Below are 25,179 nucleotides of genomic sequence, written 5' to 3' on the forward strand. Positions count from 1 at the left end.
AGTGCGGCTCCGATGAGCGGAGCCGCCGGGGTGCCGTCTCTCCCTCTGACAACGGGGGCGCTCGACGAACGGTTCAGTCCCCGACAGAGGTCTCGGCGCTCGAGCGGGTCCTCAGCGCAGGAGCCGCGCCACGACGCCCGGCAGGTGCTCGGCGATGTCCAGCGCCGCGATCGGCCCGCCGCCCGACGCGGCAGCCCCGGCCTCGGCGTGCAGGACGGCCGCCGCGGCGGCGACCGCGGCGAGGTCCTCGTCGGACAGGGCGCGCCCGTCGCTCTCGGCGTCGGCCGCGCGGCCCGCGAGCAGCGCGCCCAGCACTCCCCCGAGAACGTCGCCGCTGCCCGCGGTGGCGAGCCACGGAGTGGATCCGCTCACCGCGCAGGCGGCCGACCCCGCGACCACGTGCGTCGTCGAGCCCTTCAGCAGCACGGCGACGCCGAACCGCTCGGATGCGCGCCGCGCCCAGCCGCCCGGATCGGCCGCGATCCCGCGGCGATCGACCTCCACCCCGGCGCGCGCGAGCATGCCGCTGAGCTCTCCGGCGTGCGGCGTCACGACGACCGGGCCGGCCGCCTCGCCGACGAGGTCGAGGGCGCCCGCGTCGAGCACCACCGGCACGCCCGAGCGGAGCCGCTCGAGGAGCGCGTCGCGCTCGGCGTCGGAGCGGTCCGCCGCGTCGGTGCCCGAGCCGATGAGCCACGCCTGCACCCGCCCGGTCGAGGTCACCACCTCGGGCCGCCGCGCGAGCACGAGCGCCGACGGCCTCTCGTCGCCGAGGTACCGGACCATCCCGAGCCCGGTGCGGACGGCCGACTCCACCCCGAGGACCGCCGCTCCCGGGTACCGCTCGGACCCGGTCGCGATGCCGAGCACCCCGCGGCTGTACTTGTCGTCGTCGGATCGGGGGGCGCGCACCGCGGCCTTCGCCTCGCGCGGCCCGAACTGCTGGAAGTCGCTCACCCGGTCAGCCTAGGTCCGCCCCCTCCCCGACCCGAGAGCGCGTCGCGGCGGTATCAGCCGCAAGGCGGACGAGGAAGCGATACCGGCGCCACCGCGCCCGACGACAACGCCGCGGATGGCACCACCACGAGCCGACGCGGGGCGGGGAGGTGGTGATCGCAAGGCGGACGAGGAAGCGATACCGGCGGTATCGCGCCCGAGGACAACGCCGCGGATGGCCCCGCCGCGGCGCGCTCTCAGCGGCGGGTGGCGTCGTCGACTTCGCCGACCAACTCCTCGATGATGTCCTCGAGGAACAGCACTCCCGTGGCTCGGCCGTTCTCGTCGAAGGCGCGGGCGAGGTGGGCGCCGGTGCGGCGCATGATCGCGAGGGCGTCCTCGAGGTCGGTGGCCTCGAAGATCGAGGCGAGCTGGCGGATCCGCTTCGCCGGGATGGGGAGGCGGAACTTGGGCCCCTCGGTGTCGCCGTCGAGGTCGAGGACGTCCTTGAGGTGGATGTACCCCTCGGGCGCTCCGTCCTCGCCGAGGACGACGTAGCGCGAGAAGCCGTGCTTGGCGACGGCGCGCTCGACGTCGGCGGGGCTGGCGCCGGCGGGGAGGCTGACGATGCCGTCGAGTGGGAGGGCGACGTCGTGCACCTTCTTCTCGGTGAACTCGAACGCGGCGAGGAGCGTGCCGGTCGAGTCGCGCAGCGTTCCCTCGCGGGTCGACTGGTCGACGATCGTCTGCACCTCTTCGAGCGTGAAGGTGCTGTTCGCCTCGTCCTTCGGCTCGACGCGGAACAGGCGAAGCACGCCGTTCGAGATCGCGTTGAGCGCGACGATGATCGGGCGGAGCACCCGGGCGATCGCGACCAGCGGAGGTGCGAGCAGCAGGACGGCCTTGTCGGGCATCGAGAACGAGATGTTCTTGGGCACCATCTCGCCGAGCACGACGTGCAGGAACGACACGATCAGCAGCGTGATCACGAAGGCCGCGGTGCCCGAGAACTCGTCGGGGATGCCCACGGCGTGCAGGGGGACCTCGAGCAGGTGGTGGATCGCGGGTTCGCTGACGTTCAGGATCAGCAGCGAGCAGACGGTGATGCCGAGCTGCGTCGTCGCCAGCATCAGGGTGGCGTGCTCCATCGCGGCGAGCGCGGTGATCGCGCTGCGGCGTCCGCTCTCGGCGAGGGGCTCGATCTGGGAGCGGCGCGCCGAGATGACGGCGAACTCCGCTCCGACGAAGAAGGCGTTCGCGGCGAGCAGCACCACGAGCCAGGCGATTCCGGCCCAGTCACTCATGGTCGGCCTCCTTGCGTCCTCGGTGCGGGCGGCCGGCGTCGGCCAGGGGGTCGGGGATCTCGTCCGGTCCGGCCTCGGGGTCGGGGGTGTACCGGATCCGGTCGATGCGGCGGCCGTCGAGGCGCTCGACGCGGAGGGATCCGCCGTCGACCGCGACCTCGTCGCCCACGGCGGGGAGCCGGCCGAGCTCGCTCATCACGAAGCCGGCGACCGTCTCGTAGGGTCCCTCCTCCGGGATGTGCACGCCGGCGCGGTCGCGGACCTCGTCGGGTCGGAGCATGCCGGGGAAGGTGGTGGAGCCGGGCAGCTTGACGACGTCGGCGCGCGAGCGGTCGTGCTCGTCGGCGACCTCGCCCACGAGCTCCTCGACGAGGTCCTCGAGGGTGGCGACGCCCGCGGTGCCGCCGTACTCGTCGACCACGACCGCGAGCTGGAACCCGCGGCCGCGCAGCTCGGTGAGCAGGACGTCGAGCTTCATCGTCTCGGGCACCCGCAGCGGCTCGGAGCGCAGCGCCGTGACCGGCACCTCCGAGCGCTTGCCGCGCGGCACGGCGACGGCCTGCTTGACGTGGACGACTCCGACGATGTCGTCGATGTCGTCGTCCGTGATCGGGAAGCGCGAGAGCCCCGTCGTCCGGGCGAGGTCGAGCACGTCCTGCGCGGTGCTCGCGCGCTCGACGGTCGAGAGCCGCAGGCGCGGCGTCATCACGTCCCCCGCGGTGAGAGCGGAGAAGCGGAGGGTGCGCCCGAGCAGGTCGGCCGTGTCCTCCTCGAGGAGTCCGGCGCTCGCGGAGTGGCGGACGAGGCTCGAGAGCTCCTCCGCGCTGCGTGCGCCCGAGAGCTCCTCCTTCGGCTCGATGCCGACGAGGCGCAGGAGGGCGTTGGCGCTGCCGTTGAGCAGCGCGACCGCGGGGCGGAACACCGTGGTGAACGCGGTCTGCAGCGGCACGACGAGCTTGGCCGTCGCGCGCGGCAGGGCCAGCGCGAAGTTCTTGGGGACGAGCTCGCCGAGGATCATCGACAGCAGCGTCGCGATGACGATCGCGACGACGGTCATGATCGGCGTGAGCACGTCGTCGGGGAGGCCGAGACCGCTGAACGGCTCGCGGAGCAGCGTCGAGAGCGCCGGCTCCATCGTGTAGCCGGTGAGCAGCGTCGTCAGCGTGATGCCGAGCTGCGCGCTCGAGAGGTGGGTCGACGTCACGCGCAGGGCGGCGATCGTCATGCCGAGGCGGGTCTCGCCGCGATCGCGGCGGGCCTCGAGGTCGGCCCGGTCGAGGTTGACGAGCGCGAACTCGCTCGCGACGAACACGCCGGTGCCGAGCGTCAGGAGGAGCCCGACGCCGAGCAGGAGCCACTCAGAGCCCACGGGGGTCACCCCCGCTCACGCAGAGGGGGGTCGAGGCGTGCCGGACGAGCCGGTCCGAGGGCGGATGGGCAGAAGGGGGGTCGTCCATTGTGGCGTCGAGTCTACCGGTGCGCCGCCCCGCGCTCAGCGCCGGATCAGAGCCATTTCTTGCGCTTGAACACGGCGTAGAGCACGAAGCCGAAGACGAGCATCAGCCCGATCGCCCAGGGGTAGCCGAGCCGCCAGTGCAGCTCGGGCATCTCGTCGAAGTTCATCCCGTAGATGCCCGCGACCAGCGTCGGCGCGAAGAGGATCGCCGCCCACGACGAGATCTTGCGCACCACGTCGTTCTGGGCGAGGCCCGTCTCGGTCTGCCGGCGCGAGACCAGCGTGGAGTGCACGGTGAGCGCCTTGTCGAGGATCGCGCGGAGGGAGTCGACCGCCTCCGTCACCCGGATGGTGTGGTCGAGCACGTCGCGCAGCGACCGGTGCAGCTCGACGCGCTCGGGGCTCGTCGCCGCCGTCGAGTCGTCGGCCAGCAGATGCAGCAGGGCCGTGAGCGGCTGGACCGACCGCTGGAAGTGGATGACCTCGCGCGAGAGCCGGTAGATGCGCTCCGAGAGGCCGTCGTCCGACTCCGTGCCGAAGAGCTGGTCCTCGATCTCGTCCACGTCGCCCTGCACGCCGAGCACCACGGGCGCGTACTCGTCGACGACCTGGTCGAGGATCGCGTAGAGCACCGCCTCCGGGCCGCGGCCGAGGAGCGCCGGGTCCTCCTCGAGGCGGCGCCGCACCCTCGCCAGGTCGGGCGAGTCGGCGTGCCGGATGGTGACGACGAAGTCGGGTCCCACGAACACGTGCAGCTCGCCGAACACCACCGCTTCGGCCGCGTCGACGTAGCGGGCCGGGCGCAGCACCACGAACAGCCCGTCGTCGTAGCGCTCGAGCTTCGCGCGCTGGTGCCCGCTCAACGCGTCCTCGACGGCCAGCGGATGCAGACCGAACTCCTCGGCGACCGCCTCGACCTCCTCGCGGCTCGGGCGGTAGAGCCCGATCCACGCCATCCCGCGCTCCTCGCGCATCAGCTCGAAGGTGTCCTCGAGCGAATCCGGGTTGCGGATGCGGTGGCCGCCGACGTACACGGCGTTGTCGACGATGGTCATGCGCTCGGTTCTAGCACGCGGCGGCCGCTCACCAGCTGACCGGCAGCGCCTTGCCCTCCTCGTAGCCGGCGGCCGACTGGAGGCCCACCAGCGCGCGCTCGTGGAAGTCGGCGACGCTGCGCGCGCCGGCGTAGGTGAAGGAGGAGCGCACCCCGGAGGTGATCATGTCGAGCAGGTCCTCGATCGAGGGGCGGAGCGGGTCGAGGTAGATGGTCGACGACGAGATGCCCTCGGCGAAGAGGCGCTTGCGGGCGAGCTCGTAGGCGTCGAGGCGGTCGAAGCGCTCCTGGACCGCCTTGGCGGACGCCATCCCCCAGCTCTCCTTGTAGACCCGGCCGGCCGCGTCGCTCCGCAGGTCGCCGGGCGCCTCGATGGTGCCGGCGAACCAGGAGCCGATCATCACCGAGGAGGCCCCGGCCGCCAGTGCCAGCGCCACGTCGCGCGGGTAGCGCACCCCGCCGTCGGCCCAGACGTGCGCACCGAGCTCGCGGGCGCGCTCGGCCGTCTCGAGCACCGCCGAGAACTGCGGGCGCCCGACGGCGGTCATCATGCGGGTCGTGCACATCGCGCCCGGTCCCACTCCGACCTTGAGGATGTCGGCGCCCGCGGTGACGAGGTCGTGCACGGCCTCGGCCGTCACGATGTTGCCCGCGGCGATCGGCACCCCGAGATCGAGGGCCGAGACGGTGCGCAGCGCGCGGAGCATCCCCTCCTGGTGGCCGTGCGCGGTGTCGAGCACGAGCACGTCGACCCCGGCCTCGACGAGCGCCCTGGCCTTGGCCCCGACATCGCCGTTGATGCCGACGGCGGCGGCGACGCGGAGGCGGCCGTCGGCGTCGAGCGAGGGGTCGTAGAGGGTGGAGCGCAGCGCGCCCGTGCGCGAGAGGGTGCCGACCAGCGCGCCGTGGTGCAGCACCGGGGCGAAGTCGAGATCGGCCGCGGTCATCAGGTCGAAGGCGGCGCGGCCGGTCGGCACGTCGTCGGCGTCGATCGCGGGAGCGGCGCCGTGCACGAGGTCGCCGAGGACCGCGTCGGGCAGCGCCGTGGCGAGGCGCGAGGCCGGGACGCAGCCGAGGATCGCGCCGTCCGCCTCCTGCACGACGAAGCCGTGGCCGGCCACCGCGGGCAGAATCGCGAGCGCCTCCTCCACGGTCGTCCCCGGAGCCGCGGTGAGAGCGCCGGAGAAGGCGACCGGCTGCTCCTTGACCCAGCGGATCGCGGCGTCGAGCGCCTGCAGAGGCATGTCCTGCGGCAGCACGCCGAGGCCGCCGCGGCGCGCCAGAGCGGCGGCGAGCCGGGGCCCCGTGACCGAGTTCATGTTCGACGAGACGATCGGGATCGTCGCGCCTGTGCCGTCTCCGGGGGCCAGCGACACGTCGAGCCTGCTGGTGACCGAGGACCGTCCGGGGACGAGGAAGACGTCGGAGTAGGTGAGGTCGCCCGAGGGCGTCCCGCCGTAGAAGCGCATGCCACAGACGCTACTCCGACCCGCGCGCGGGGGCCGTCGCACCCGGGATCCGGGCTAGGCTTGACGACCGGGACGGGACCAGGCGACGGCGCCGATCCAGGCGGACGAGGACGACCTCCTCCCCGCAGGGAATCCGGCGTCGAGGGATGCGGCGGGCCCGTCCGGATGACCGAGAGCGCGTCAGTGCGGATCGAGCACTGGGCGGACGAATCAACGGAGAGAGTGGGCGATCGGCTGTGTCGAGCCAATTGACCGGTGTGGGTACGGACCAGGGCGCGGAGGACTTCGGAGCCAACGAGTGGCTCGTGGAGGAGCTGTACGAGCAGTACAGCGCCGACAAGGCCTCGGTGGACGAGTCCTGGTGGCCGATCCTGGAGCGCTACGGCCAGCAGCTCGCCGGCAAGGCGACCGCGACTCCCCCGGCGGCCGCGGAGCCCGCCGCCCCGGCCGAGAAGCCGGCCGAGAAGCCGGTCGAGCGCGTCTCGTCGAGCGCCGGGGCCACGGTGACCCATCCCGTCGCCACGCCCGCGTCGCGGACCACGTCGAAGCAGCCCAAGGCCGCGCCCATCCCGGCGGACGCCCCCGTGAGCAAGCCCGCCGAGGCCGACACGACCCCGGCCGAGGAGGACGTCGTCTCGCCGCTGCGCGGCATGGCGAAGAGCCTCGCGACCAACATGGACGCGAGCCTCAGCGTCCCGACGGCCACCAGCGTCCGGACGATCCCGGCGAAACTGATGATCGACAACCGCATCGTGATCAACAACCACCTGCGCCGCACCCGCGGCGGCAAGGTGTCGTTCACGCACCTGATCGGCTGGGCGCTGATCCGCGCGCTCAAGGAGTTCCCGAGCCAGAACGTCTACTACGACGAGCCCGACGGCAAGCCCTCGGTGGTGGCCCCCGCGCACGTGGCGCTGGGCATCGCGATCGACATGCCCAAGCCCGACGGCACCCGCGCGCTCCTGGTGCCGAGCATCAAGCGCGCCGACACGCTGAGCTTCACCGCCTACCTCGCGGCCTACGAGGACCTCGTGAAGCGCGCCCGCGGCAACAAGCTGGTCGCCGGCGACTTCGCGGGCACCACGCTCTCGCTCACGAACCCCGGAGGCATCGGCACGGTCCACTCCGTCCCGCGCCTGATGAAGGGCCAGGGCTGCATCATCGGCGCCGGCGCCCTCGAGTACCCGGCCGAGTTCCAGGGCTCCTCCGAGAAGACGCTCGTCGAGCTGGGCATCGGCAAGACCATCACGCTGACCTCGACCTACGACCACCGCGTCATCCAGGGCGCGGGCTCGGGCGAGTTCCTCAAGATCGTGCACGAGCTGCTGATCGGCAAGCGCGGCTTCTACGAGGACATCTTCTCGGCGCTGCGCATCCCCTACGACCCGATCCACTGGTCGACCGACATCGCCGTCGACCTCGCCGAGCGCGTGTCGAAGACCTCGCGGGTGCAGGAGCTCATCAACTCCTTCCGCGTGCGCGGCCACCTCATGGCCGACGTCGACCCGCTCGAGTACGTGCAGCGCTCGCACCCCGACCTCGCGATCGAGAACCACGGGCTCACCTTCTGGGACCTCGACCGGGAGTTCGTCACCGACGGCTTCGGCGGCGCGCGCCAGCTCAAGCTGCGCGACATCCTCGGGATCCTCCGCGACTCCTACTGCCGCACGGTCGGCGTCGAGTACATGCACATCCAGGACCCGGAGCAGCGCGCCTGGATGCAGCAGAAGCTCGAGCGCGGCTACGAGAAGCCCGGTCACGACGAGCAGCTGCGCATCCTCGGCCGGCTCAACGAGGCGGAGGCGTTCGAGACGTTCCTGCAGACCAAGTACGTCGGCCAGAAGCGCTTCTCGCTCGAGGGCGGCGAGTCGCTCATCGCGCTCCTCGACGCCGTCCTGCAGGGCGCGGCCGACGACGGCCTCGACGAGGTCGCCATCGGCATGGCGCACCGCGGCCGGCTCAACGTGCTGACGAACATCGCCGGCAAGACCTACGGCCAGATCTTCCGCGAGTTCGAGGGCACCCAGGACCCCAAGACGGTCCAGGGCTCCGGAGACGTGAAGTACCACCTCGGCACCGAGGGCACCTTCCGCGGTGCCGGCGGCGAGGAGATCCCGGTCTACCTCGCGGCGAACCCCTCGCACCTGGAGGCGGTCAACGGCGTGCTCGAGGGCATCGTCCGCGCCAAGCAGGACCGCAAGCCGATCGGCACCTTCACCACCCTCCCGATCCTCGTCCACGGCGACGCCGCGATGGCGGGCCAGGGCGTGGTGGTCGAGGGCCTGCAGATGTCGCAGCTGCGCGCGTACCGCACCGGCGGCACGATCCACATCAACATCAACAACCAGGTCGGCTTCACGACCCCGCCGCACGAGGCCCGCACCTCGATCTACTCGACCGACGGCGCGAAGACGATCCAGGCGCCGATCTTCCACGTGAACGGGGACGACCCCGAGGCCGTCGTGCACGTCGGCCAGCTCGCGTTCGAGTACCGCCAGCGGTTCAACCGCGACGTGGTCATCGACCTGATCTGCTACCGCCGGCGCGGCCACAACGAGGGAGACGACCCCTCGATGACCCAGCCGCTGATGTACAGCCTGATCGAGGCCAAGCGCTCGGTGCGCAAGCTCTACACCGAGGCGCTCGTCGGTCGCGGCGACATCACCGAGGAGGAGTACGACCGCGCCCACCAGGACTTCCAGGACCGCCTGGAGCGCGCCTTCGCCGAGACCCACGCGGCGCAGACCGGCGCGATCCCCGTGATCAGCGCCGACGGCGACTCCGTGGCCGACCTCGAGCTGCCCGACGCGCAGCAGGGCGAGGACTACCCGGGCGAGCCCGAGGTGACCGGCGTGAAGAACGAGGTGGTCACCCGCATCGGCGACGCGTTCAACTCGCCGCCCGAGGGCTTCACCGTGCACCCCAAGCTCCAGCAGCTCCTCACCAAGCGCCAGGAGATGAGCCGCTCCGGCTCCATCGACTGGGCGTTCGGCGAGCTGCTCGCGCTCGGATCGCTGCTGCTCGAGAACACCCCGGTGCGCCTGGTCGGCCAGGACACGCGCCGCGGCACCTTCGTCCAGCGCCACGCGGTGCTGCACGACCGCGAGAACGGCCAGGAGTGGCTGCCGCTGATGAACCTGTCGGACCAGCAGGCCCGGCTGTGGATCTACGACTCGCTGCTCTCGGAGTACGCCGCGATGGCGTTCGAGTACGGCTACTCGGTCGAGCGCCCCGACTCGCTCGTGCTGTGGGAGGCGCAGTTCGGCGACTTCGCGAACGGCGCGCAGATCGTGATCGACGAGTTCATCTCCTCGGCCGAGCAGAAGTGGGGCCAGCGCTCGTCGCTCGTCCTGCTGCTCCCGCACGGCTACGAGGGCCAGGGCCCCGACCACTCGTCGGCCCGCATCGAGCGCTACCTGCAGATGTGCGCCGAGCGCAACATGACCGTCGCGCGCCCGTCGACGCCGGCGTCGTACTTCCACCTGCTGCGCCGCCAGGCGTACTCGCGACCGCGCCGTCCGCTGATCGTCTTCACCCCGAAGGCGATGCTGCGGCTGCGCGGGGCGTCGAGCCCGGTCGAGGACTTCACCTCGGGCCGCTTCGAGCCCGTGATCGACGACGCGCGCATCCAGGACGCGTCGGCCGTGAAGCGCGTGCTGCTGCACGCCGGCAAGGTGCACTACGACCTCAGGGCCGAGCTCGAGAAGAAGCCCGACGACGGCATCGCTCTCGTGCGCGTCGAGCAGTACTACCCGGCGCCGATCGAGGAGCTGCGCGGCATCGCCGAGCGCTACCCCGACGCGGAGTTCGTGTGGGTGCAGGACGAGCCCGAGAACCAGGGCGCGTGGCCGTTCATCGCGCTCGAGGTCGCTCCGGCGCTCAGCCGCTCGATCCGCGTGGTCTCCCGCCCGGCCGCGGCCTCGCCGGCCGCCGGCTCGGCCAAGCGCCACGCCTCCGAGCAGGCCGACCTGCTGTCGCGGGCGCTCACCCGGTGATGTCCGGCTGACGTCCGGAGACGACGGAACCCCGGTGCGTCGAGGGAGCCTGCTGCTGCAGGCCGCCTCGACGGACCGGGGTTCCGTCGTTCGTGCCGGCGGGCGCTAGACGCGCGCCGCTGCCGTCGTGTGCGACGCCTGGGCGTCGCGGAGCATGCCGAGCACCTGGGCGCGGAGGTCCTCCGGGGCCGTCTCCTTGCAGGCGCGCTGCACGGCGACGGTCAGGACGACCCCGACCTTCGCCTCACCGGAGCAGTCGGGGCAGTTGGCCATGTGCTCGCGGATGTCCGCGGCGTCCTCTTTGCAGAGCTCGTTGTGCAGGTACTCCTCGAGTTCTGCCTTGGCCTTCGTGCAACCGCAGTCGGTCATTTCGTGCTCCCGGTGGTGAAAGCGGCGCGGATCCCGCGCTCGCGTGCGTAGTCGGTGAGTCGTTCGCGCAGCATGCGCCGACCGCGGTGCAGTCGGCTCATCACGGTCCCGACGGGCGTCTTCATGATGTCGGCGATCTCCTGGTACGAGAATCCCTCGACGTCGGCGAAGTAGACGGCGAGCCGGAAGTCCTCCGGGATCGCCTGCAGGGCCTCCTTGACGGCGGTGTCGGGGAGGTGGTCGATCGCCTCGGCCTCGGCCGAGCGGCTCGAGGTCGCGGTGGTCGACTCGGCGCCGCCGAGCTGCCAGTCCTCCAGCTCGTCGATCGCGCTCTGATAGGGCTCGCGCTGCTTCTTGCGGTACGAGTTGATGAACGTGTTGGTGAGGATGCGGTAGAGCCACGCCTTGAGGTTCGTGCCCTGCTCGAACTGGGTGAAGGCGCCGAACGCCTTCGCGAACGTCTCCTGGACGAGGTCCTGGGCGTCGGAGGGGTTCTTCGTCATCCGCAGGCCCGCGGCGTAGAGCTGGTCGATGAACGGCAGCGCCTGCTCCTCGAACAGCGAGCGGACGTCGACCGGCGCCTCGGGGGCGACGTCGTCGAGGGACTCCTCGACGGTCGCCTCGATCGTCTGCTCGGCCGGGGTCTCGTGGGACCGGGCCGATGCGGGCGCCTCGTCGGCGGTGAGGGGGCGGGGTGAGTCGTCGCGTGTCATCACCAGCGATTCTAGGCCGCGAGGTGCCGGGCGACCCGGGGTTGCCCCGCCGCGCAGCGCTCGCGCGGGAGCGCGAGGCGGACGGACGGCCAATGACATCGACACTCCGCACCACCTCTCTCCTCGCCTGCTGACCGTGTGCCCGCCGACTACTCTGATAACCCATGGTCTTCTCGCGTTATTCCGCTCCCGAGTTCGATCCGTACGGCGACGCCCGAGCGCTCCCCGGCGAGGAGGACTGGTCGGCGCCCTCCGCCGCCGGTGCTCTCGACGCCGTCGTCGAGCTGCCCGGCTCGAAGTCGCTGACGAACCGCGAGCTCGTGCTGTCCGCGCTGGCGACGGAGCCGTCCACGCTGCGCGCTCCCCTGCACTCGCGCGACAGCGCCCTGATGATCGAGGCGCTGCGCTCCCTCGGCACGACGATCCGCGAATCCGGGGCCACCGGGGCGTTCGGCGCCGACCTCGTGGTCGAGCCCGCGGAGGAGCTGCTCGGCTCCACCACGATCGACTGCGGTCTCGCCGGCACCGTGATGCGCTTCGTGCCGCCGCTCGCCGGCCTCGCGCTCGGCCCGACCACCTTCGACGGCGACGCCTACGCCTACAAGCGCCCGATGGGCGCGACGATCGCCTCGCTCCGCTCGCTCGGCGTCGACGTGGCCGACGACGGGCGGGGCTCGCTCCCGTTCACGGTGCACGGCTCCGGATCGGTGCGCGGCGGCGACGTCGTCATCGACGCCTCCCGCTCGAGCCAGTTCGTCTCGGCGCTGCTGCTCGCGGGTCCGCGCTTCGACGAGGGCCTCCGCCTCCGCCACGAGGGCGAGCACCTGCCCAGCCAGCCGCACATCGAGATGACGATCGCCGCCCTCGCCGCCCGCGGAGTCGAGGTCGGCACGCCGGCACCCGGCGAGTGGGTCGTCGAGCCGCAGCCGATCGCCGGCGCCGACACCGTGATCGAGCCCGACCTCTCCAACGCCGCTCCGTTCCTCGCCGCGGCCCTCGCGACCGGAGGCCGGGTGCGGCTGCGGCACTGGCCCGCCGAGACCACCCAGGTCGGCGCGCACCTCGAGCGCATCCTCCCCCTCTTCGGCGCGAGCGTCGAGCGCGACGGCGGCGACCTCGTCGTCACCGGCGGCGACGAGATCCTCGGCGTCGACCTCGACCTCTCCGAGGGCGGCGAGCTCGCTCCCGCCCTGGCGGCACTCGCAGCCCTCGCCACCGGCCCCAGCACGCTCACCGGCATCGGCCACATCCGCCACCACGAGACCGACAGGCTCGCGGCACTCGCCGCCGAGATCAACGGCCTCGGAGGCGCGGTCACCGAGCTCGAGGACGGCCTGCGCATCGAGCCGGCCCCGCTGCACGGCGGCCGCTGGAGGACCTACTCCGATCACCGCATGGCCCACGCGGGCGCCCTGCTCGGACTGGTCGTGCCCGGCGTCGCGATCGAGGACATCGCGACGACGTCCAAGACCCTCCCGCAGTTCCCCGCGCTGTGGTCGACCCTGGCGGGATCGGTCTGACATGTCGTGGTGGACGGACAGCGGCCTCGACGCCGACGGAGCGCTCGACGACTTCGACGGCTACGACGAGTCGGACGCGAAGGTGCGGCCGAACCCCAAGGGCACCAAGCCGCGCACGAAGCAGCGCCCCGCGTACGAGGACGCCGAGACCGCGATGGTGCTCGGCGTCGACCGCGGCCGTTACACGGTCATGATCGGCGACGGCACCCCGGAGGAGCACGAGTTCACCGCCGCGCGCGCCCGTGAGCTGCGCCGCCAGGCGATCGTCGCGGGCGACCGGGTCGACGTCGTCGGCGACTCCACCGGCGACGACGGCACCCTCGCCCGCATCGTCCGGATCCGCGAGCGGTCGACGCTGCTCCGCCGCAGCGCCGACGACACCGACGCGATCGAGCGCGTCATCGTGGCGAACGCCGACCAGATGGTGTGCGTGGTCGCCGCGGCCGATCCCGAGCCGCGGACCCGGCTCGTCGACCGCTACCTCGTCGCGGCCTTCGACGCCGGGATCACCCCGATGCTCTGCATCACCAAGACCGACCTCGCCGACCCCGGCCCGTTCCTCCGCAACTTCGAGGGCCTCGACCTGCGCGTCTTCCTCTCGAGCCAGGACGAGCCCCCGGTCGACGAGATCGCCGAGGCGCTCCTCGGCCACGAGACGGTCGTGGTCGGCCACTCCGGAGTCGGCAAGTCGACGCTCGTGAACAAGCTCGTCCCCGACGCCCACCGGGCGATCGGCCGCGTCAACACCGTCACCGGGCGCGGGCGCCACACCTCCTCCTCCACCGTGTCGCTCCGGGTCGAGCGCGGCGACCGCCACGGCTGGGTGATCGACACCCCGGGCGTCCGCTCGTTCGGACTCGGGCACGTGAACGTCGACAACATCCTCGGCGCCTTCACCGCGCTGGCCGAGATCGCCGAGGACTGCCCGCGCGGCTGCACGCACCTCCCCGACTCCCCCGACTGCGCGATCATCGAGGCGGTCGAGGAGGGACGGCTCGGCCCGACGGGCCCCGAGCGACTCGACTCGCTCCAGCGCCTCCTGACCACCTTCGCGCCCTCCGACGGAAGCAGACGATGACGAACGCCGCCCTCCCCCCGATCCCCGCCGAGCAGCGTCTGTCCGCCGGCGACGCCGCCCCGGAGTTCACCCTCCTCGACCAGGACGGCAGCCCGGTCTCGCTGTCGGACTACCGCGGCCGACGGGTGATCGTCTTCTTCTACCCGGAGGCCGACACCCCCGCCTGCACCAAGGAGGCCTGCGACTTCCGCGACAACGCGTCCTCGCTGCGCGACTCCGGCTACGAGGTGCTCGGCGTCTCGCGCGACACTCCGGAGGCGCTGCGCCGCTGGGCGGACGCGCAGGGCATCGACTACCCGCTGCTGAGCGACTCGGACCGGGCCGTGCACCTGGCGTGGGCGGTCTGGGGCGAGAAGAGCATGTACGGCAAGACCGTGGTCGGCGTCCTCCGCTCGACCTTCGTCGTCGGCGCCGACGGCGTCCTCGAGTTCGCGCAGTACGGCGTCCGCGCGACCGGCCACGTGCAGGCGCTCCGCAAGAAGCTCAAGCTCGCCTGACGCGCCCCTCCCGCGCGGTCAGAAGCCCTCGTTGACGCGCGGCGCGTAGTCGGCGCCGAGAGCCTCCAGCTCGTCGGGGGTCAGCTCGACGTCGACCGACGCCACGGCGTCCTCGAGGTGCTGCATCTTCGTCGCTCCGACGATCGGAGCCGTCACCACCGGCTGCTGCCGGACCCAGGCGAGCGCGACCTGCGCGCGCGGGATGCCGCGCTCCCCGGCGATGCGGGCGACGGTGGCGGCCGTCCGGCGGTCGCCCTCCTCCTGCTGGTGGTAGAGGGTCTTGCCGTAGAGGTCGGTCTCGGTGCGCGAGGTCGTCTCGTCCCAGTCGCGGGTGAGGCGGCCGCGGGCGAGCGGGGACCACGGGATCACTCCGACGCCCTGATCGAGGCAGAACGGGTGCAGCTCGCGCTCGTCCTCGCGCTGGACGAGGTTGTACTGGTCCTGCATGGAGACGAAGCGCGTCCAGCCGCCGAGGTCGGCGGTGTACTGCGCCTTGGCGAACTGCCAGGCCCACATGCTCGAGGCTCCGATGTAGCGCGCCTTGCCCGAGCGGACGATGTCGTGGAGGGTCTCCATCGTCTCCTCGATCGGCGTCTCCGGGTCCCAGCGGTGGATCTGGTAGAGGTCGACGTAGTCGGTGCCGAGGCGGCGCAGGCTGTCGTCGATCGCGCTCAGGACGTGCCGGCGCGAGAGTCCGCCGCCGTTCGGGCCCTGGCGCATCGTGCCGTGGACCTTGGTCGCGATCACGACCTCCTCGCGGACGGCGAAGTCGGCCAGGGCCCGGCCGACGAACTCCTCGCTCGTGCCGTCGGAGTAGACGTCGGCGGTGTCGAAGGTCGTGATGCCGAGCTCGAGCGCCCGGCGGAGGAACGGCCGCGACTCCTCCTCCCCCATGCTCCAGGCGTGGGCGCCGCGCTCGGGAGCGCCGTAGCTCATGCAGCCGAGGATGATCGAGGAGACCTGCAGGCCGCTGGAGCCGAGTCGGGTGTAGTCCATGGGGAGGCGTCGCTTTCGCATCGGGGAGGGGGCACCTCAGCCTCGCACCGGGCGGGGGCGGGCGCTACCCGGTCGCGGTGGGGTCGCGCCGCGTGGCGGCGACGACGCTCGGCAGGAAGATCGTCACGACGGCGACCAGCGCCGGAGCGAGGAGCGCCCAGCCGACGTCGGGGACGGCGTACTGCCCCTGGAACGCGCCGAGCGCCACGGCCATCAGCACGAGCTGCATCGTCAGGGCGGAGCCGCGCATCCAGCTGCGCCGGCGGATCGCTCCGAGAGTGGTCGCGACGACCCAGCCGAGGGCGATGACGGCCAGGACGACGATGGCGACGCCTCCGCCCACCGTGTCGGCCGTGGTGGTCACCAGCTCGATCAGGAGCCAGGCGGTGACCGCCCCGACCCCCACCGTCTCGAGCGCGAGCACCACGATGAGGACGAGGAGCCCGAGTGGCGGCGGAGCGCTGTTCGGGCCGGTCGGGAGCCGGTTCTTCTCAGGCATCACAGCCACATCCCATCCTGGACTCTTGATTCGGGCGTACCACCGTGAGAGGCTACTTGAGTTCGTTTCACCGCTCACAGGGTCGTGGGTTTCCGCCGATGTGAACAACCCGATCCGTTCGAGCCGTGAGGTTCGTGTGTCCGCCCGAAGGGTGCGACAGGAAGCCGGGTGAGCTCGTCCGGAAGAACCGAGCCGCCCCCGTCCACCCCCTCGAATCGCCTTGCGCAGCTGCGCGGGGCTTCGTGGCGTGCGCCGGAGGGTGTGCTGGGGCTTCCCGCCGAGATCGATCGTCGGCGTGATCCGATCATCTCATTCGAACACTGCGTGGTTCCTCCACGCACGCCTGCACACAAGGAGCACCTGCATGGACTGGCGCGACAAGGCCGCTTGCCTCACCGCTGACCCCGAGCTTTTCTTCCCGGTCGGCAACACCGGACCCGCCGTCGACCAGATCGAGAAGGCCAAGACCGTCTGCGGACGCTGCACGGTCACCGAGGTCTGCCTCCAGTACGCCCTCGAGACCGGCCAGGACTCGGGCGTGTGGGGCGGCCTCAGCGAGGACGAGCGCCGCGCCCTCAAGCGCCGCGCCGCTCGCGCCCGTCGCGCCTCGTAGCGCGCCGCACAGCGACACGAGACCCCCGCTGCCTCAGGGCAGCGGGGGTCTCGTCGTTGCGGCGCGCGGTTCGGCGTGCGTCAGATCTTGGGGCGCGCCAGCCAGCGCAGCGGCATCTCGATGGTGACCTCGGTCCCGCGCCCGACGAGGGTGTGCCAGTCGATCGTCCCGCCGAGCTCGCCCTGAATCAGCGTGCGCACGATCTGCGTGCCGAGCCCCGAGCCGACCTTGCCCTCCGGCAGACCCACTCCGGTGTCGCGCACCTTGACGGTCAGGACGTCGTCGGTGCGGGTGGCGACGATCTCGACGTCGCCCTCGCGGCCGGCGAGCCCGTGCTCGACGGCGTTCGTGACCAGCTCGGTCAGCGCCAGGGCGAGCGGAGTCGCGTACTCGCTCGGCAGATTGCCGAAGCTGCCGCTGAGCTTGGGGTGCACCGTGGTGTTGTGCGTCGAGGCGACCTCGGCGATCAGCAGCAGCACGCGGTCGAAGACCTGGTCGAAGTCGACGTTCTGGTTGAGCCCCTCCGAGAGCGTGTCGTGCACGACCGCGATGGCGGCCACCCGGCGCATCGCCTGGGTGAGCGCCTCGCGGGCCAGGTCGGAGTGGGTGCGCCGGGCCTGGATCCGCAGCAGCGAGGCGACGGTCTGCAGGTTGTTCTTCACCCGGTGGTGGATCTCGCGGATCGTCGCGTCCTTGGTGATCAGCTCGCGCTCCTGGTGGCGCAGCTCGGTCACGTCGCGGCAGAGCACCACGGCGCCGACCCGCTCGCCCCGGTCGCGGATCGGGATCGCACGGAGCGACACCGTGACTCCGCGGGCCTCGATGTCGGTGCGCCAGGGGGCGCGGCCGGTGACCACGAGCGGCAGCGATTCGTCGATGACGAGCTTGCCCGTGAGCAGCTTGGTGGTGACCTCGGCGAGCGACTCCCCCTCGAGCTCGTCGGCGAAGCCGATGCGGTTGAACGCCGAGAGCGCGTTGGGGCTCGCGAAGGTGGTGATGCCGTCGACGTCGAGGCGGATCAGGCCGTCGGAGGCGCGCGGAGCACCGCGTCGCGGCCCGGTGGGCGCCCCCAGGTCGGGGAAGTCTCCCGAGGCGATCATCGAGAAGAGGTCGTTCGCGCAGTCGTTGAACGTCAGCTCCTGGCGGCTGGGCGTGCGCGTCTCGCTGAGGTTGGTGTGGCGGGTGACCACCGCGATCGGGCGGTCGGTCGTGGCCTTCTCGGAGGCGTTCAGCCGGCGGATGACCGGCACCGCGCGGACGCGGGTGGGCGTCTCCTCGAACCAGTCGGGCGCCGAGGTGTCGACGATGCGCGCCGTCTCGAACGCCTCGACGACCTGCGCGCGCCACTCCGACTTGATCCGCTGCCCCACGAAGTCGCGGTAGAAGAGCGTCGCCGCACTGGAGGGCCGCGCGTGCGCGACGGCGACGAAGCTGTCGTCGGCGGTCGGCACCCACAGCACGATGTCGGCGAAGGCGAGATCGGCCAGCAGCTGGGCGTCGCCGACGAGCAGATGGAGCCACTCGACATCGGCGTCGGTGGAGCGGCCGTGGGCGAGGACGAGGTCACTGAGGGTCGACACCCGACAAGCCTAGGCGCTCGCCCGCGCCCCGCTCCCGCCGAGCGGACCGTGCGCCGGTGGCGGATCGGGACGAACGGAGGCCGCGCCGCGGGGACCGCACGGGTGGCGTCCGACGCCGTGTTATCCACAGTGTCGCGTCGGCGCACATGTGAGCATCCCTCGACTGCTTCGATGAGGAGGTCCCAGCGCCCCACCCTGAGCGCATCACGCACCGTCCGAGCCGAAAGGTGACCCGACCCATGAGTCGCTCGTCATGCCACTGGAGCATCCTGCATGAGCCGCCCTTCGAACGCCTTCGACTACAGCACTCTGCCCCTGGAGGCGGGGGCAGCCGCCTCCAGGCCGCCCACCGTCGGCTTCTTCGCGGCCCAGCCGACGACGCGGGCGGAGCTGCCCGACCCCGAGCCGATCCTCGAGCGCCTGACGCTGCTCGTCATCGAGATCCTGGCGGGCTCGCGCGACATCGACCAGATCGCGCGCTGGCTGACCGACGACGTCTACCGGCACCTGCAGAAGCGGGTGGTGCTCGCCGCGCGCTCCCGCGCCCTGCAGGGGCGACCGGCGCACCGGATCCCCTTCACGGTGGGCCGGGTCGTGGTCTCGGAGCCGCGCGACGGCATCGTCGAGGCGGTGGTCCTCGTCCACAACCGCGTGCGCACCCGCGCGGTCGCCATCCGGCTCGAGGGCATGGACGCCCGCTGGCGGGCGACCGCGATCAATGTGCTGTGAGACCCGGAGCGCCGGTGCCGCGCGCGTCGGGCGCCCGCGGCGTCGTCTCGGCGCCCGCCCGGCACCGAGCCTGAGCGATCCACGGAACGACGAAGGCCCCGCGCTCCGCATCTGCGGAGCCGGGGCCTTCGATCGTGCGGGTCAGCGGCGCTTCTGCTGCGCGCGGCGCTCCTGGCGGTTGTTCGGGACGTCGTCCTCGGCGGCCGGCTTCTGGCCGAACGCACCGGTCGTCGCGGCCTCGTCCTGCGGGCGCGCCTCGCGGGCCGCGGCGGCGCTCGCCTTGGCGGTGGCCGCCTGCTGCACCTGGCCGCGCTGGTTGCGCACCTCGACTCCGCCCGAGTCGCTCGGCGCCGAGTAGCTGAGCTTCTCGACCGGGGCGACCGGCTCCGCGAGCCCCTTGGCGGCGACTCCGGCGACCTCGCCCTGCTTCTGCGTCACCTCGACCTCGAGGTTGAAGAGGAAGCCGACCGTCTCCTCGCGGATCTGGCCCATCATCTGCTGGAACAGGGCGAAGCCCTCGCGCTGGTACTCGACCAGCGGATCGCGCTGCGCCATCGCGCGCAGGCCGATGCCGTCCTTCAGGTAGTCCATCTCGTAGAGGTGGTCGCGCCAGCGGCGGTCGATCACCGAGAGAACGACGCGGCGCTCGAGCTCGCGCATGGCGGGCGCACCGAGCTGCTCCTCGCGGCGCTCGTAGGCGATCTTCGCGTCCGAGAGGATCTCGCGGCGCATGAACTCCTTGTTGATGCGCCCGCGGCTGCCCGCCTCCTGCACGACCTCGTCGATGGTGAGGCTGATCGGGTACAGCGTCTTGAGCTCGGTCCAGAGCGCGTCGAAGTCCCAGTCGTCGCCGTTGCCGGTGCCGGTGTGCACCTCGAGGATCTCGTCGATGACGTCGACGAGGAACTTCTGCGTGCGCTCGTGCAGGTCGTCGCCCTCGAGGATGTGGCGGCGGTCGGAGTAGATCGCCTCGCGCTGGCGGTTCAGCACGTCGTCGTACTTGAGGACGTTCTTGCGGATCTCGGCGTTGCGCGCCTCGACCTGCGACTGCGCGCTGCGGATCGCCCGCGAGACGACCTTCGACTCGATCGCGATGTCGTCGGGGACGTTGCCGCGCCCCATCAGGGCCTCCGCTGCGCCGGAGTTGAACAGGCGCATCAGGTCGTCGGTGAGCGAGAGGTAGAAGCGGCTCTCACCGGGGTCGCCCTGGCGGCCGGAGCGGCCGCGGAGCTGGTTGTCGATGCGGCGCGACTCGTGCCGCTCGGTGCCGAGCACGTAGAGGCCGCCGGCGGCCTGGACCTTCTCGGCCTCCTCGCCCACCTTCGCCTTGACCTGGGCGAACACGTCGTCCCAGGCGGCCTCGTACTCCTCCGGGGTCTCGGACGGGCTGAGCCCCTTGCCGGCCATCTCGGTCACGGCGAGGAACTCGGCGTTGCCGCCGAGCATGATGTCGGTGCCGCGGCCGGCCATGTTGGTGGCGACGGTGACGGCGCCGAGGCGGCCCGCCTGAGCGACGATCGCCGCCTCCCGAGCGTGGTTCTTGGCGTTCAGGACCTCGTGGCGCACGCCCTTCTTGGCGAGCAGTCGCGACAGGTACTCGCTCTTCTCGACGCTGGTCGTGCCGACCAGGACCGGCTGACCCGCGGCGTGGCGCTCGACGATGTCCTCGACGACCTGCTCGAACTTGACCTGCTCGTTCTTGTAGACGAGGTCGGGGTTGTCGAGCCGCTGCATCTTGCGGTTGGTCGGGATCGAGACGACGCCCAGCTTGTAGGTGGCCATGAACTCGGCAGCCTCGGTCTCGGCCGTGCCGGTCATGCCGGAGAGCTTGGAGTAGAGGCGGAAGTAGTTCTGCAGCGTGACGGTGGCGAGGGTCTGGTTCTCGGCCTTGACCTGCACGCCCTCCTTCGCCTCGATCGCCTGGTGGATGCCCTCGTTGTAGCGGCGACCGGCGAGGATGCGGCCGGTGTGCTCGTCGACGATGAGGACCTCGCCGTTCAGCACGACGTAGTCCTTGTCCTTCTTGAACAGCGCGCGCGCCTTGATCGCGTTGTTGAGGAACGAGATCAGCGGAGTGTTCACCGACTCGTAGAGGTTCTCGATGCCGAGGTAGTCCTCGACCTTCTCGATGCCGGGCTCGAGCACGCCGATGGTGCGCTTCTTCTCGTCGACCTCGAAGTCCTCGCCCTCGACGAGGCGCTTGGCCAGGGTGGCGAACTCCGAGAACCAGCGGTTCGCCTCGCCCGAGGCGGGGCCGGAGATGATCAGCGGGGTGCGCGCCTCATCGATGAGGATCGAGTCGACCTCGTCGACGACCGCGAAGAAGTGGCCGCGCTGCACCATGTCCTGCGCCTGCCACGCCATGTTGTCGCGGAGGTAGTCGAAGCCGAACTCGTTGTTCGTGCCGTAGGTGATGTCGGCCGCGTACTGCTCGCGACGCTGCTCGGGCGTCTGACCCGACAGGATCACACCGGTCGTCATGCCGAGGGCGCGGAACACGCGCCCCATCAGCTCCGACTGGTACGAGGCGAGGAAGTCGTTCACCGTGACGATGTGCACACCGCGGCTGGCGATCGCGTTGAGGTAGGCGGGGAGCGTCGCGACGAGGGTCTTGCCCTCACCGGTCTTCATCTCGGCGATGTTGCCCAGGTGCAGGGCGGCCCCGCCCATCAGCTGCACGTCGAAGTGACGGAGGCCGAGCGTGCGGCGCGACGCCTCGCGGACGGCGGCGAAGGCCTCCGGCAGCAGGTCGTCGAGCGACTCGCCGTTCGAGTAGCGCTCGCGCAGCTCGACGGTCTCGTTCTTCAGCTCCTCGTCGCTGAGGTGCGTGAAGTCCTCTTCGAGGGCGTTGACGGCTTTCGCGTAGTTCTCGAGGCGACGGATGACCCGACCCTCCCCGACGCGAAGGACCTTTTCGAGAACTGAGGCCACGGGGTACTCCAAAACGTAGAAGACAGGGGTTCCGCACCGGAGCGCGGACCGCGACCCAGCCTAGCCGGGGAGGGCTGTGCGCGGCCCGAGGTCCTGTCCGCCGTCGGCGGACGCGAGCGGGCCCCGGCGTCCAGGACGCCGGGGCCCGCTCCAGAGGGGGGCGAGGGTCAGACCGCGGCCTGCTCCGCGAGCTCGTCCGCCTCGTCGCCGAGGCCGATCACGCCGTAGTCCCAGCCCTTGCGGCGGTAGACCACGCTCGGGCGGCCGGTGTCGGCGTCGATGAAGAGGTAGAAGTCGTGGCCGACGAGCTCCATGTAGTCGACGGCGTCGTCGACGGTCATCGAGACCGACGCGAAGACCTTCTTGCGGATGACGACGGGGCAGTACGGCTCGTCCTCGATCTCGTCGTCCGCGGGTGCCGGCTCGGCCTGGACGGGCACGACGCCCGTGCTCACCGCTTCCAGGATGGCGGCGTCGGCCGGCTGGAGGGCGACGACGCTGAAGTCGTCGGCGGCGGCGTCCCGGAGCGAGACCGGGCGATGCTGGCCGCGATGCACCTTCTTGCGGTCCTTGGCTCGTCGCACCCGTTCGAGGAGCCGGCCGAGGGCGACATCGAAGGCCGCGTACTTGTCGGCACCGCTCGCCTCCGCCCTGACCACGGGGCCCTTGCCGATCAGCGTCAGCTCGACCCGGTCTCCTCCGGGGGCGCCCTTGCCCTCGCTGTGGCGGCTCGCCTTGATCTCGAGCGCGAGAGCGCGATCGGAGAGGTGCTCGACCTTCTCCGCCTTCTCCGTCGCGTACGCGCGGAAGCGATCGGTGATACCCACGTTGCGTCCTGTGATGTCGATGTCCATGACAACCTCCCAGTCGAGTACGGCGTGCCGCCTTTCTCGGGCGGACCGTTCACGCCGTGTCCTGAGAGCGTAGACCCCGGCCACTGGAGTGTCACCGAGTGTTCATCCGAGGATCATCGGGGACCCCGGTGAGTCCCCCGTCAATCGCTGACGACGGCGCGCGGAGGTCGCCGCGACCGCGACCGCTCCGCGTACGCTTCCGCCCGCCGCCTCGACGGCGCGCCGCATCTCGAGCAGGGTCGCGCCCGAGGTCACGACGTCGTCGACGAGCAGCACCGGTGGGAGGGCCTCGAGCGGGCGGCGGGCGCGGAAGGCGCCGTCGAGGTTGCCGCGGCGCTCCAGACGCCCGAGGCCCACCTGGTCGCGCGAGTGCCTGGCCCGCCGGAGCGGTCGCGCGACGCGGCCTCCCGCGGCGCGGACGATGAGCTCGACCGGGTCGTAGCCGCGGCGGAGTCGCCGGCCGTACGACCCGGGCGGGACGACGAGCACCGCGGCGTCGCCACCGAGGGCCAGGCGCAGCGCCGGCCGCAGCAGCACCGCGAGCGGAGGGGCCGCCGCGACCCGCCCCTCGTCCTTGAGCGCGAGGACGAGTCTGCGCACCACTCCCGCGTAGTCCGCGCCGGTGACGACCTCGAGCGGGCGATCCTCCGGCCCGAGCGCCCGTCGCCCTGGCCGCCCGGCCGCCGCGAGCTCGCCGCGGCACTGCTCGCAGGGCCCGGCGCGGGCGGGGCTCCCGCAGGCGGGGCAGTCGACGGGGAGGAGGACGGCGAGGGCGTCGAGCAGGGAGTCGCGGAGCATGCGCAGAGCCTGCCGGAACCGCGGGCGACGTCACGCGCCGATCGTGCGGCTCCGTCGCGCGGCGGCCTGTGGAGGAGGATCGTGCCGGAGCGGTCAGGACCCCATGCCGGTCTGCACCGCCAGCACCCGCACGTCGGTGGCGACCGTCTGCCACGCCGACCCGCGCTGCTGTCGCAGCTCGCCGCCCTCGGCGAGGATCCGGATCTGGGTGGACGCGTTGCCCGCCGCGATCTGCCGGGTCCCGGTGGTGGTGCCGAGCGACGTGGCGCCGCCTCCGATCTGGTTGAGCGTGACGGCGTCCTCCCCCGTCGAGGCGCGCACGACCGAGACGACATCGAGCTCGTCCGTCCAGCTCGCGGCGATCGCCGTTCCGAGGGTCGATCGGAGCACCACGGGCTCGCCGACCGCGAGGGGCTCCCCCGACGCCGAGCGGGTGATGCCGGCCATCAGCACCGTCGCCTGCTGGCCGTCCTGGGCGAGGGCCAGCAGGCGCGTGCCGTCGCGCGAGACCGCGACCGAGGCCAGGGAGTCGATCTCGGACCAGGCCGTGGCGACCTGGTACGACGTCGCTCCGTCGGGCGAGTAGGCGACGAGCTGGCTCGGCGAGGCGCCGGGGATCGACCAGACGTAGCCGAGCGGATCCGTGCTGGGGGCGATCAGGCCCGACCGGGCGTCGAGCAGCACGTCGTTCCGCCCCGGAGCCACGAGCGTCACCCCGGCGCTCGAGAGCACCGCGGCGGACGCATCGGAGTCGGCTCCCCGCTGCTCGCCCAGCACCACGGCGGTCGGCGACAGCGCGCGCACCCGGTCCGAGACCGCCGTCTCGGCGAGTCCCGAGGAGCCGAGGAAGCCGAAGGCGTCGTCGGTGAGCACGAGCGGCCGGGTGTCGACCCGCGGCGAGGTGGGGAGTCCGTTCGTCTCGCCCGCCACCTCGATCGGGTTCTGCTCGACCGAGAGCGTCACTCCCGTGACGTTCGAGACGTTGCCGAGGCTGCGGCTCAGCTGAAGCGCCATCAGGCGCCACTGCCGCTCATCGGCCTCGAGCGCCGCGGAGTTGAGGTCGACGACGGCCCGCTGCGCCTCGACCGGCACGGTCTCGGCGGCGAGCGCCGTCCCCGACGGGAAGGCCGAGACGGCCGCGCCGGAGTCGCGCAGCCAGACGGTCGGCCCGCGCAGCAGCTCGGTGACGATCGTCGTGCTCGTCGAGCTGTCGGCGCGGGACGCGAACCAGCGGAGGTCCGGCACGAGGAAGCTGTAGCTCGGGTCGAAGAAGTAGAGCGTGTGCGTCGAGAAGACCTGCTCGAACGTGGTCCTGTCGATCACCACTCCGCTCGGCGGCGCGCTGATGCGCCACTCGCCGTTCTCCTGCACGAAGCCGTAGTCGAGGCTGAGCGCGGCGGTGGTCGAGACCTCGGTGTACACGCCGCTGCCGTCGACCTCGGCCACGGGGGTGATCGTGAGGGTCAGGGTCGACGTCGACGGCTGGACCTGCGAGCGCTGGCCCTCGTCGACGGTCACGTGCTCGCTCGGCGTCCAGTCGGCTCCGGAGGAGAGGAACTCGCGGGCGATCTTGTAGTTGTTCTGCGGGCTGGAGGCCGCGTCGATGAAGCCGTTGAGGATGTCGCGCTGCGAGGCCCCGGCGGCCGGTCCGGACGGCAGGAAGTCGTACTCGAGGTCCTGCGGTGCCGAGTCGGGCTGCCCGACGCCGACATCGCCGCTGCGGGGGATGCCCGCGCAGCCGGCGAGGGCGAGCACGAGCAGGAGGGCGGTGGCGAGGGTGCGGAGCAT

The 25,179-nt window shown here is 71.8% G+C and carries 20 protein-coding genes; 6 read left to right on the forward strand and 14 right to left on the reverse strand.

The annotated features are described in order from the left end of the window. Positions 1 to 111: 111 nt before the first annotated feature. From GSU68_RS11930 to GSU68_RS11950, 5 genes are all read right to left on the reverse strand, one after another. On the reverse strand, positions 112 to 957 hold the full coding sequence (locus GSU68_RS11930; protein ID WP_159908576.1) for an ADP/ATP-dependent (S)-NAD(P)H-hydrate dehydratase: 846 nt from the start codon (positions 955 to 957) through the stop codon (positions 112 to 114). Positions 958 to 1,193: 236 nt separating this feature from the next. Beyond that, positions 1,194 to 2,240: a hemolysin family protein gene (locus tag GSU68_RS11935; protein ID WP_159908586.1), complete on the reverse strand. Its 1,047-nt coding sequence runs from the start codon at positions 2,238 to 2,240 to the stop codon at positions 1,194 to 1,196. Continuing rightward, positions 2,233 to 3,618: a hemolysin family protein gene (locus GSU68_RS11940; RefSeq protein WP_159908595.1), complete on the reverse strand. Its 1,386-nt coding sequence runs from the start codon at positions 3,616 to 3,618 to the stop codon at positions 2,233 to 2,235. The genes GSU68_RS11935 and GSU68_RS11940 overlap by 8 nt, the downstream gene beginning before the upstream one ends. A gap of 125 nt (positions 3,619 to 3,743) precedes the next feature. Then, the gene (gene corA, locus GSU68_RS11945) at positions 3,744 to 4,751 is read right to left on the reverse strand and encodes a magnesium/cobalt transporter CorA (RefSeq protein ID WP_159908597.1); all 1,008 of its coding nucleotides are present in this window, start codon (positions 4,749 to 4,751) and stop codon (positions 3,744 to 3,746) included. Positions 4,752 to 4,779: 28 nt separating this feature from the next. Further along, on the reverse strand, positions 4,780 to 6,219 hold the full coding sequence (locus GSU68_RS11950; RefSeq protein WP_159908599.1) for a GuaB1 family IMP dehydrogenase-related protein: 1,440 nt from the start codon (positions 6,217 to 6,219) through the stop codon (positions 4,780 to 4,782). A gap of 236 nt (positions 6,220 to 6,455) precedes the next feature. On the opposite strand from GSU68_RS11950, the gene GSU68_RS11955 reads away from it, so the two are divergent. Continuing rightward, positions 6,456 to 10,214, forward strand: coding sequence for a multifunctional oxoglutarate decarboxylase/oxoglutarate dehydrogenase thiamine pyrophosphate-binding subunit/dihydrolipoyllysine-residue succinyltransferase subunit (locus GSU68_RS11955; RefSeq protein ID WP_208544562.1), 3,759 nt, complete (start codon positions 6,456 to 6,458; stop codon positions 10,212 to 10,214). A gap of 105 nt (positions 10,215 to 10,319) precedes the next feature. On the opposite strand, the gene GSU68_RS11960 is transcribed toward GSU68_RS11955, so the two are convergent. Continuing rightward, complete coding sequence (locus tag GSU68_RS11960; RefSeq protein WP_159908603.1) at positions 10,320 to 10,583, reverse strand: zf-HC2 domain-containing protein; 264 nt, start codon at positions 10,581 to 10,583, stop codon at positions 10,320 to 10,322. Further along, on the reverse strand, positions 10,580 to 11,296 hold the full coding sequence (locus GSU68_RS11965; RefSeq protein ID WP_159908605.1) for a sigma-70 family RNA polymerase sigma factor: 717 nt from the start codon (positions 11,294 to 11,296) through the stop codon (positions 10,580 to 10,582). Before GSU68_RS11965 ends, GSU68_RS11960 begins: the two co-directional genes overlap by 4 nt. Positions 11,297 to 11,460: 164 nt before the next feature. Here GSU68_RS11965 and aroA point away from each other — a divergent pair, with 164 nt between their 5' ends. Genes aroA through bcp form a run of 3 tightly spaced genes read left to right on the forward strand, consistent with a single transcriptional unit; the run spans position 11,461 to position 14,391 of the window. Beyond that, entirely contained in the window at positions 11,461 to 12,816 is a 1,356-nt protein-coding gene (aroA, locus tag GSU68_RS11970; RefSeq protein ID WP_159908607.1) for a 3-phosphoshikimate 1-carboxyvinyltransferase, read from the forward strand. A gap of 1 nt (position 12,817) precedes the next feature. Then, positions 12,818 to 13,894, forward strand: coding sequence for a ribosome small subunit-dependent GTPase A (rsgA, locus tag GSU68_RS11975; RefSeq protein WP_159908609.1), 1,077 nt, complete (start codon positions 12,818 to 12,820; stop codon positions 13,892 to 13,894). Continuing rightward, on the forward strand, positions 13,891 to 14,391 hold the full coding sequence (gene bcp / locus GSU68_RS11980; protein ID WP_159908611.1) for a thioredoxin-dependent thiol peroxidase: 501 nt from the start codon (positions 13,891 to 13,893) through the stop codon (positions 14,389 to 14,391). The genes rsgA and bcp overlap by 4 nt, the downstream gene beginning before the upstream one ends. Before the next feature lie 18 nt (positions 14,392 to 14,409). Here bcp and GSU68_RS11985 read toward each other — a convergent pair whose 3' ends face one another. Continuing rightward, complete coding sequence (locus GSU68_RS11985) at positions 14,410 to 15,387, reverse strand: aldo/keto reductase (RefSeq protein WP_159908613.1); 978 nt, start codon at positions 15,385 to 15,387, stop codon at positions 14,410 to 14,412. 64 nt (positions 15,388 to 15,451) lie between these two features. Continuing rightward, a complete protein-coding gene (locus GSU68_RS11990; RefSeq protein WP_159908615.1) occupies positions 15,452 to 15,886 on the reverse strand; it encodes a hypothetical protein in 435 nt (144 codons plus the stop codon). Between the two features lie 364 nt (positions 15,887 to 16,250). Between GSU68_RS11990 and GSU68_RS11995 the strand changes: the two genes are divergently transcribed. Continuing rightward, complete coding sequence (locus GSU68_RS11995) at positions 16,251 to 16,499, forward strand: WhiB family transcriptional regulator (protein WP_056045195.1); 249 nt, start codon at positions 16,251 to 16,253, stop codon at positions 16,497 to 16,499. An 80-nt stretch (positions 16,500 to 16,579) separates the two neighbouring features. Here GSU68_RS11995 and GSU68_RS12000 read toward each other — a convergent pair whose 3' ends face one another. After that, a complete protein-coding gene (locus GSU68_RS12000; RefSeq protein ID WP_159908617.1) occupies positions 16,580 to 18,079 on the reverse strand; it encodes a PAS domain-containing sensor histidine kinase in 1,500 nt (499 codons plus the stop codon). 273 nt (positions 18,080 to 18,352) lie between these two features. On the opposite strand from GSU68_RS12000, the gene GSU68_RS12005 reads away from it, so the two are divergent. Then, positions 18,353 to 18,808: an Rv3235 family protein gene (locus GSU68_RS12005; RefSeq protein WP_244259261.1), complete on the forward strand. Its 456-nt coding sequence runs from the start codon at positions 18,353 to 18,355 to the stop codon at positions 18,806 to 18,808. 141 nt (positions 18,809 to 18,949) lie between these two features. Here the strand turns inward: GSU68_RS12005 and secA are convergent, their stop codons facing one another. The 4 genes from secA to GSU68_RS12025 form a co-directional block, all read right to left on the reverse strand. After that, positions 18,950 to 21,739: a preprotein translocase subunit SecA gene (secA, locus tag GSU68_RS12010; RefSeq protein ID WP_159908619.1), complete on the reverse strand. Its 2,790-nt coding sequence runs from the start codon at positions 21,737 to 21,739 to the stop codon at positions 18,950 to 18,952. Between the two features lie 167 nt (positions 21,740 to 21,906). Next, positions 21,907 to 22,593, reverse strand: coding sequence for a ribosome-associated translation inhibitor RaiA (gene raiA / locus GSU68_RS12015; protein WP_159908621.1), 687 nt, complete (start codon positions 22,591 to 22,593; stop codon positions 21,907 to 21,909). Between the two features lie 102 nt (positions 22,594 to 22,695). Continuing rightward, entirely contained in the window at positions 22,696 to 23,391 is a 696-nt protein-coding gene (locus GSU68_RS12020; RefSeq protein WP_159908623.1) for a ComF family protein, read from the reverse strand. Between the two features lie 93 nt (positions 23,392 to 23,484). Then, the gene (locus tag GSU68_RS12025) at positions 23,485 to 25,179 is read right to left on the reverse strand and encodes a GerMN domain-containing protein (protein ID WP_244259494.1); all 1,695 of its coding nucleotides are present in this window, start codon (positions 25,177 to 25,179) and stop codon (positions 23,485 to 23,487) included.

The organism is Rathayibacter sp. VKM Ac-2759 (assembly GCF_009834225.1).
Lineage (GTDB): Bacteria > Actinomycetota > Actinomycetes > Actinomycetales > Microbacteriaceae > Rathayibacter.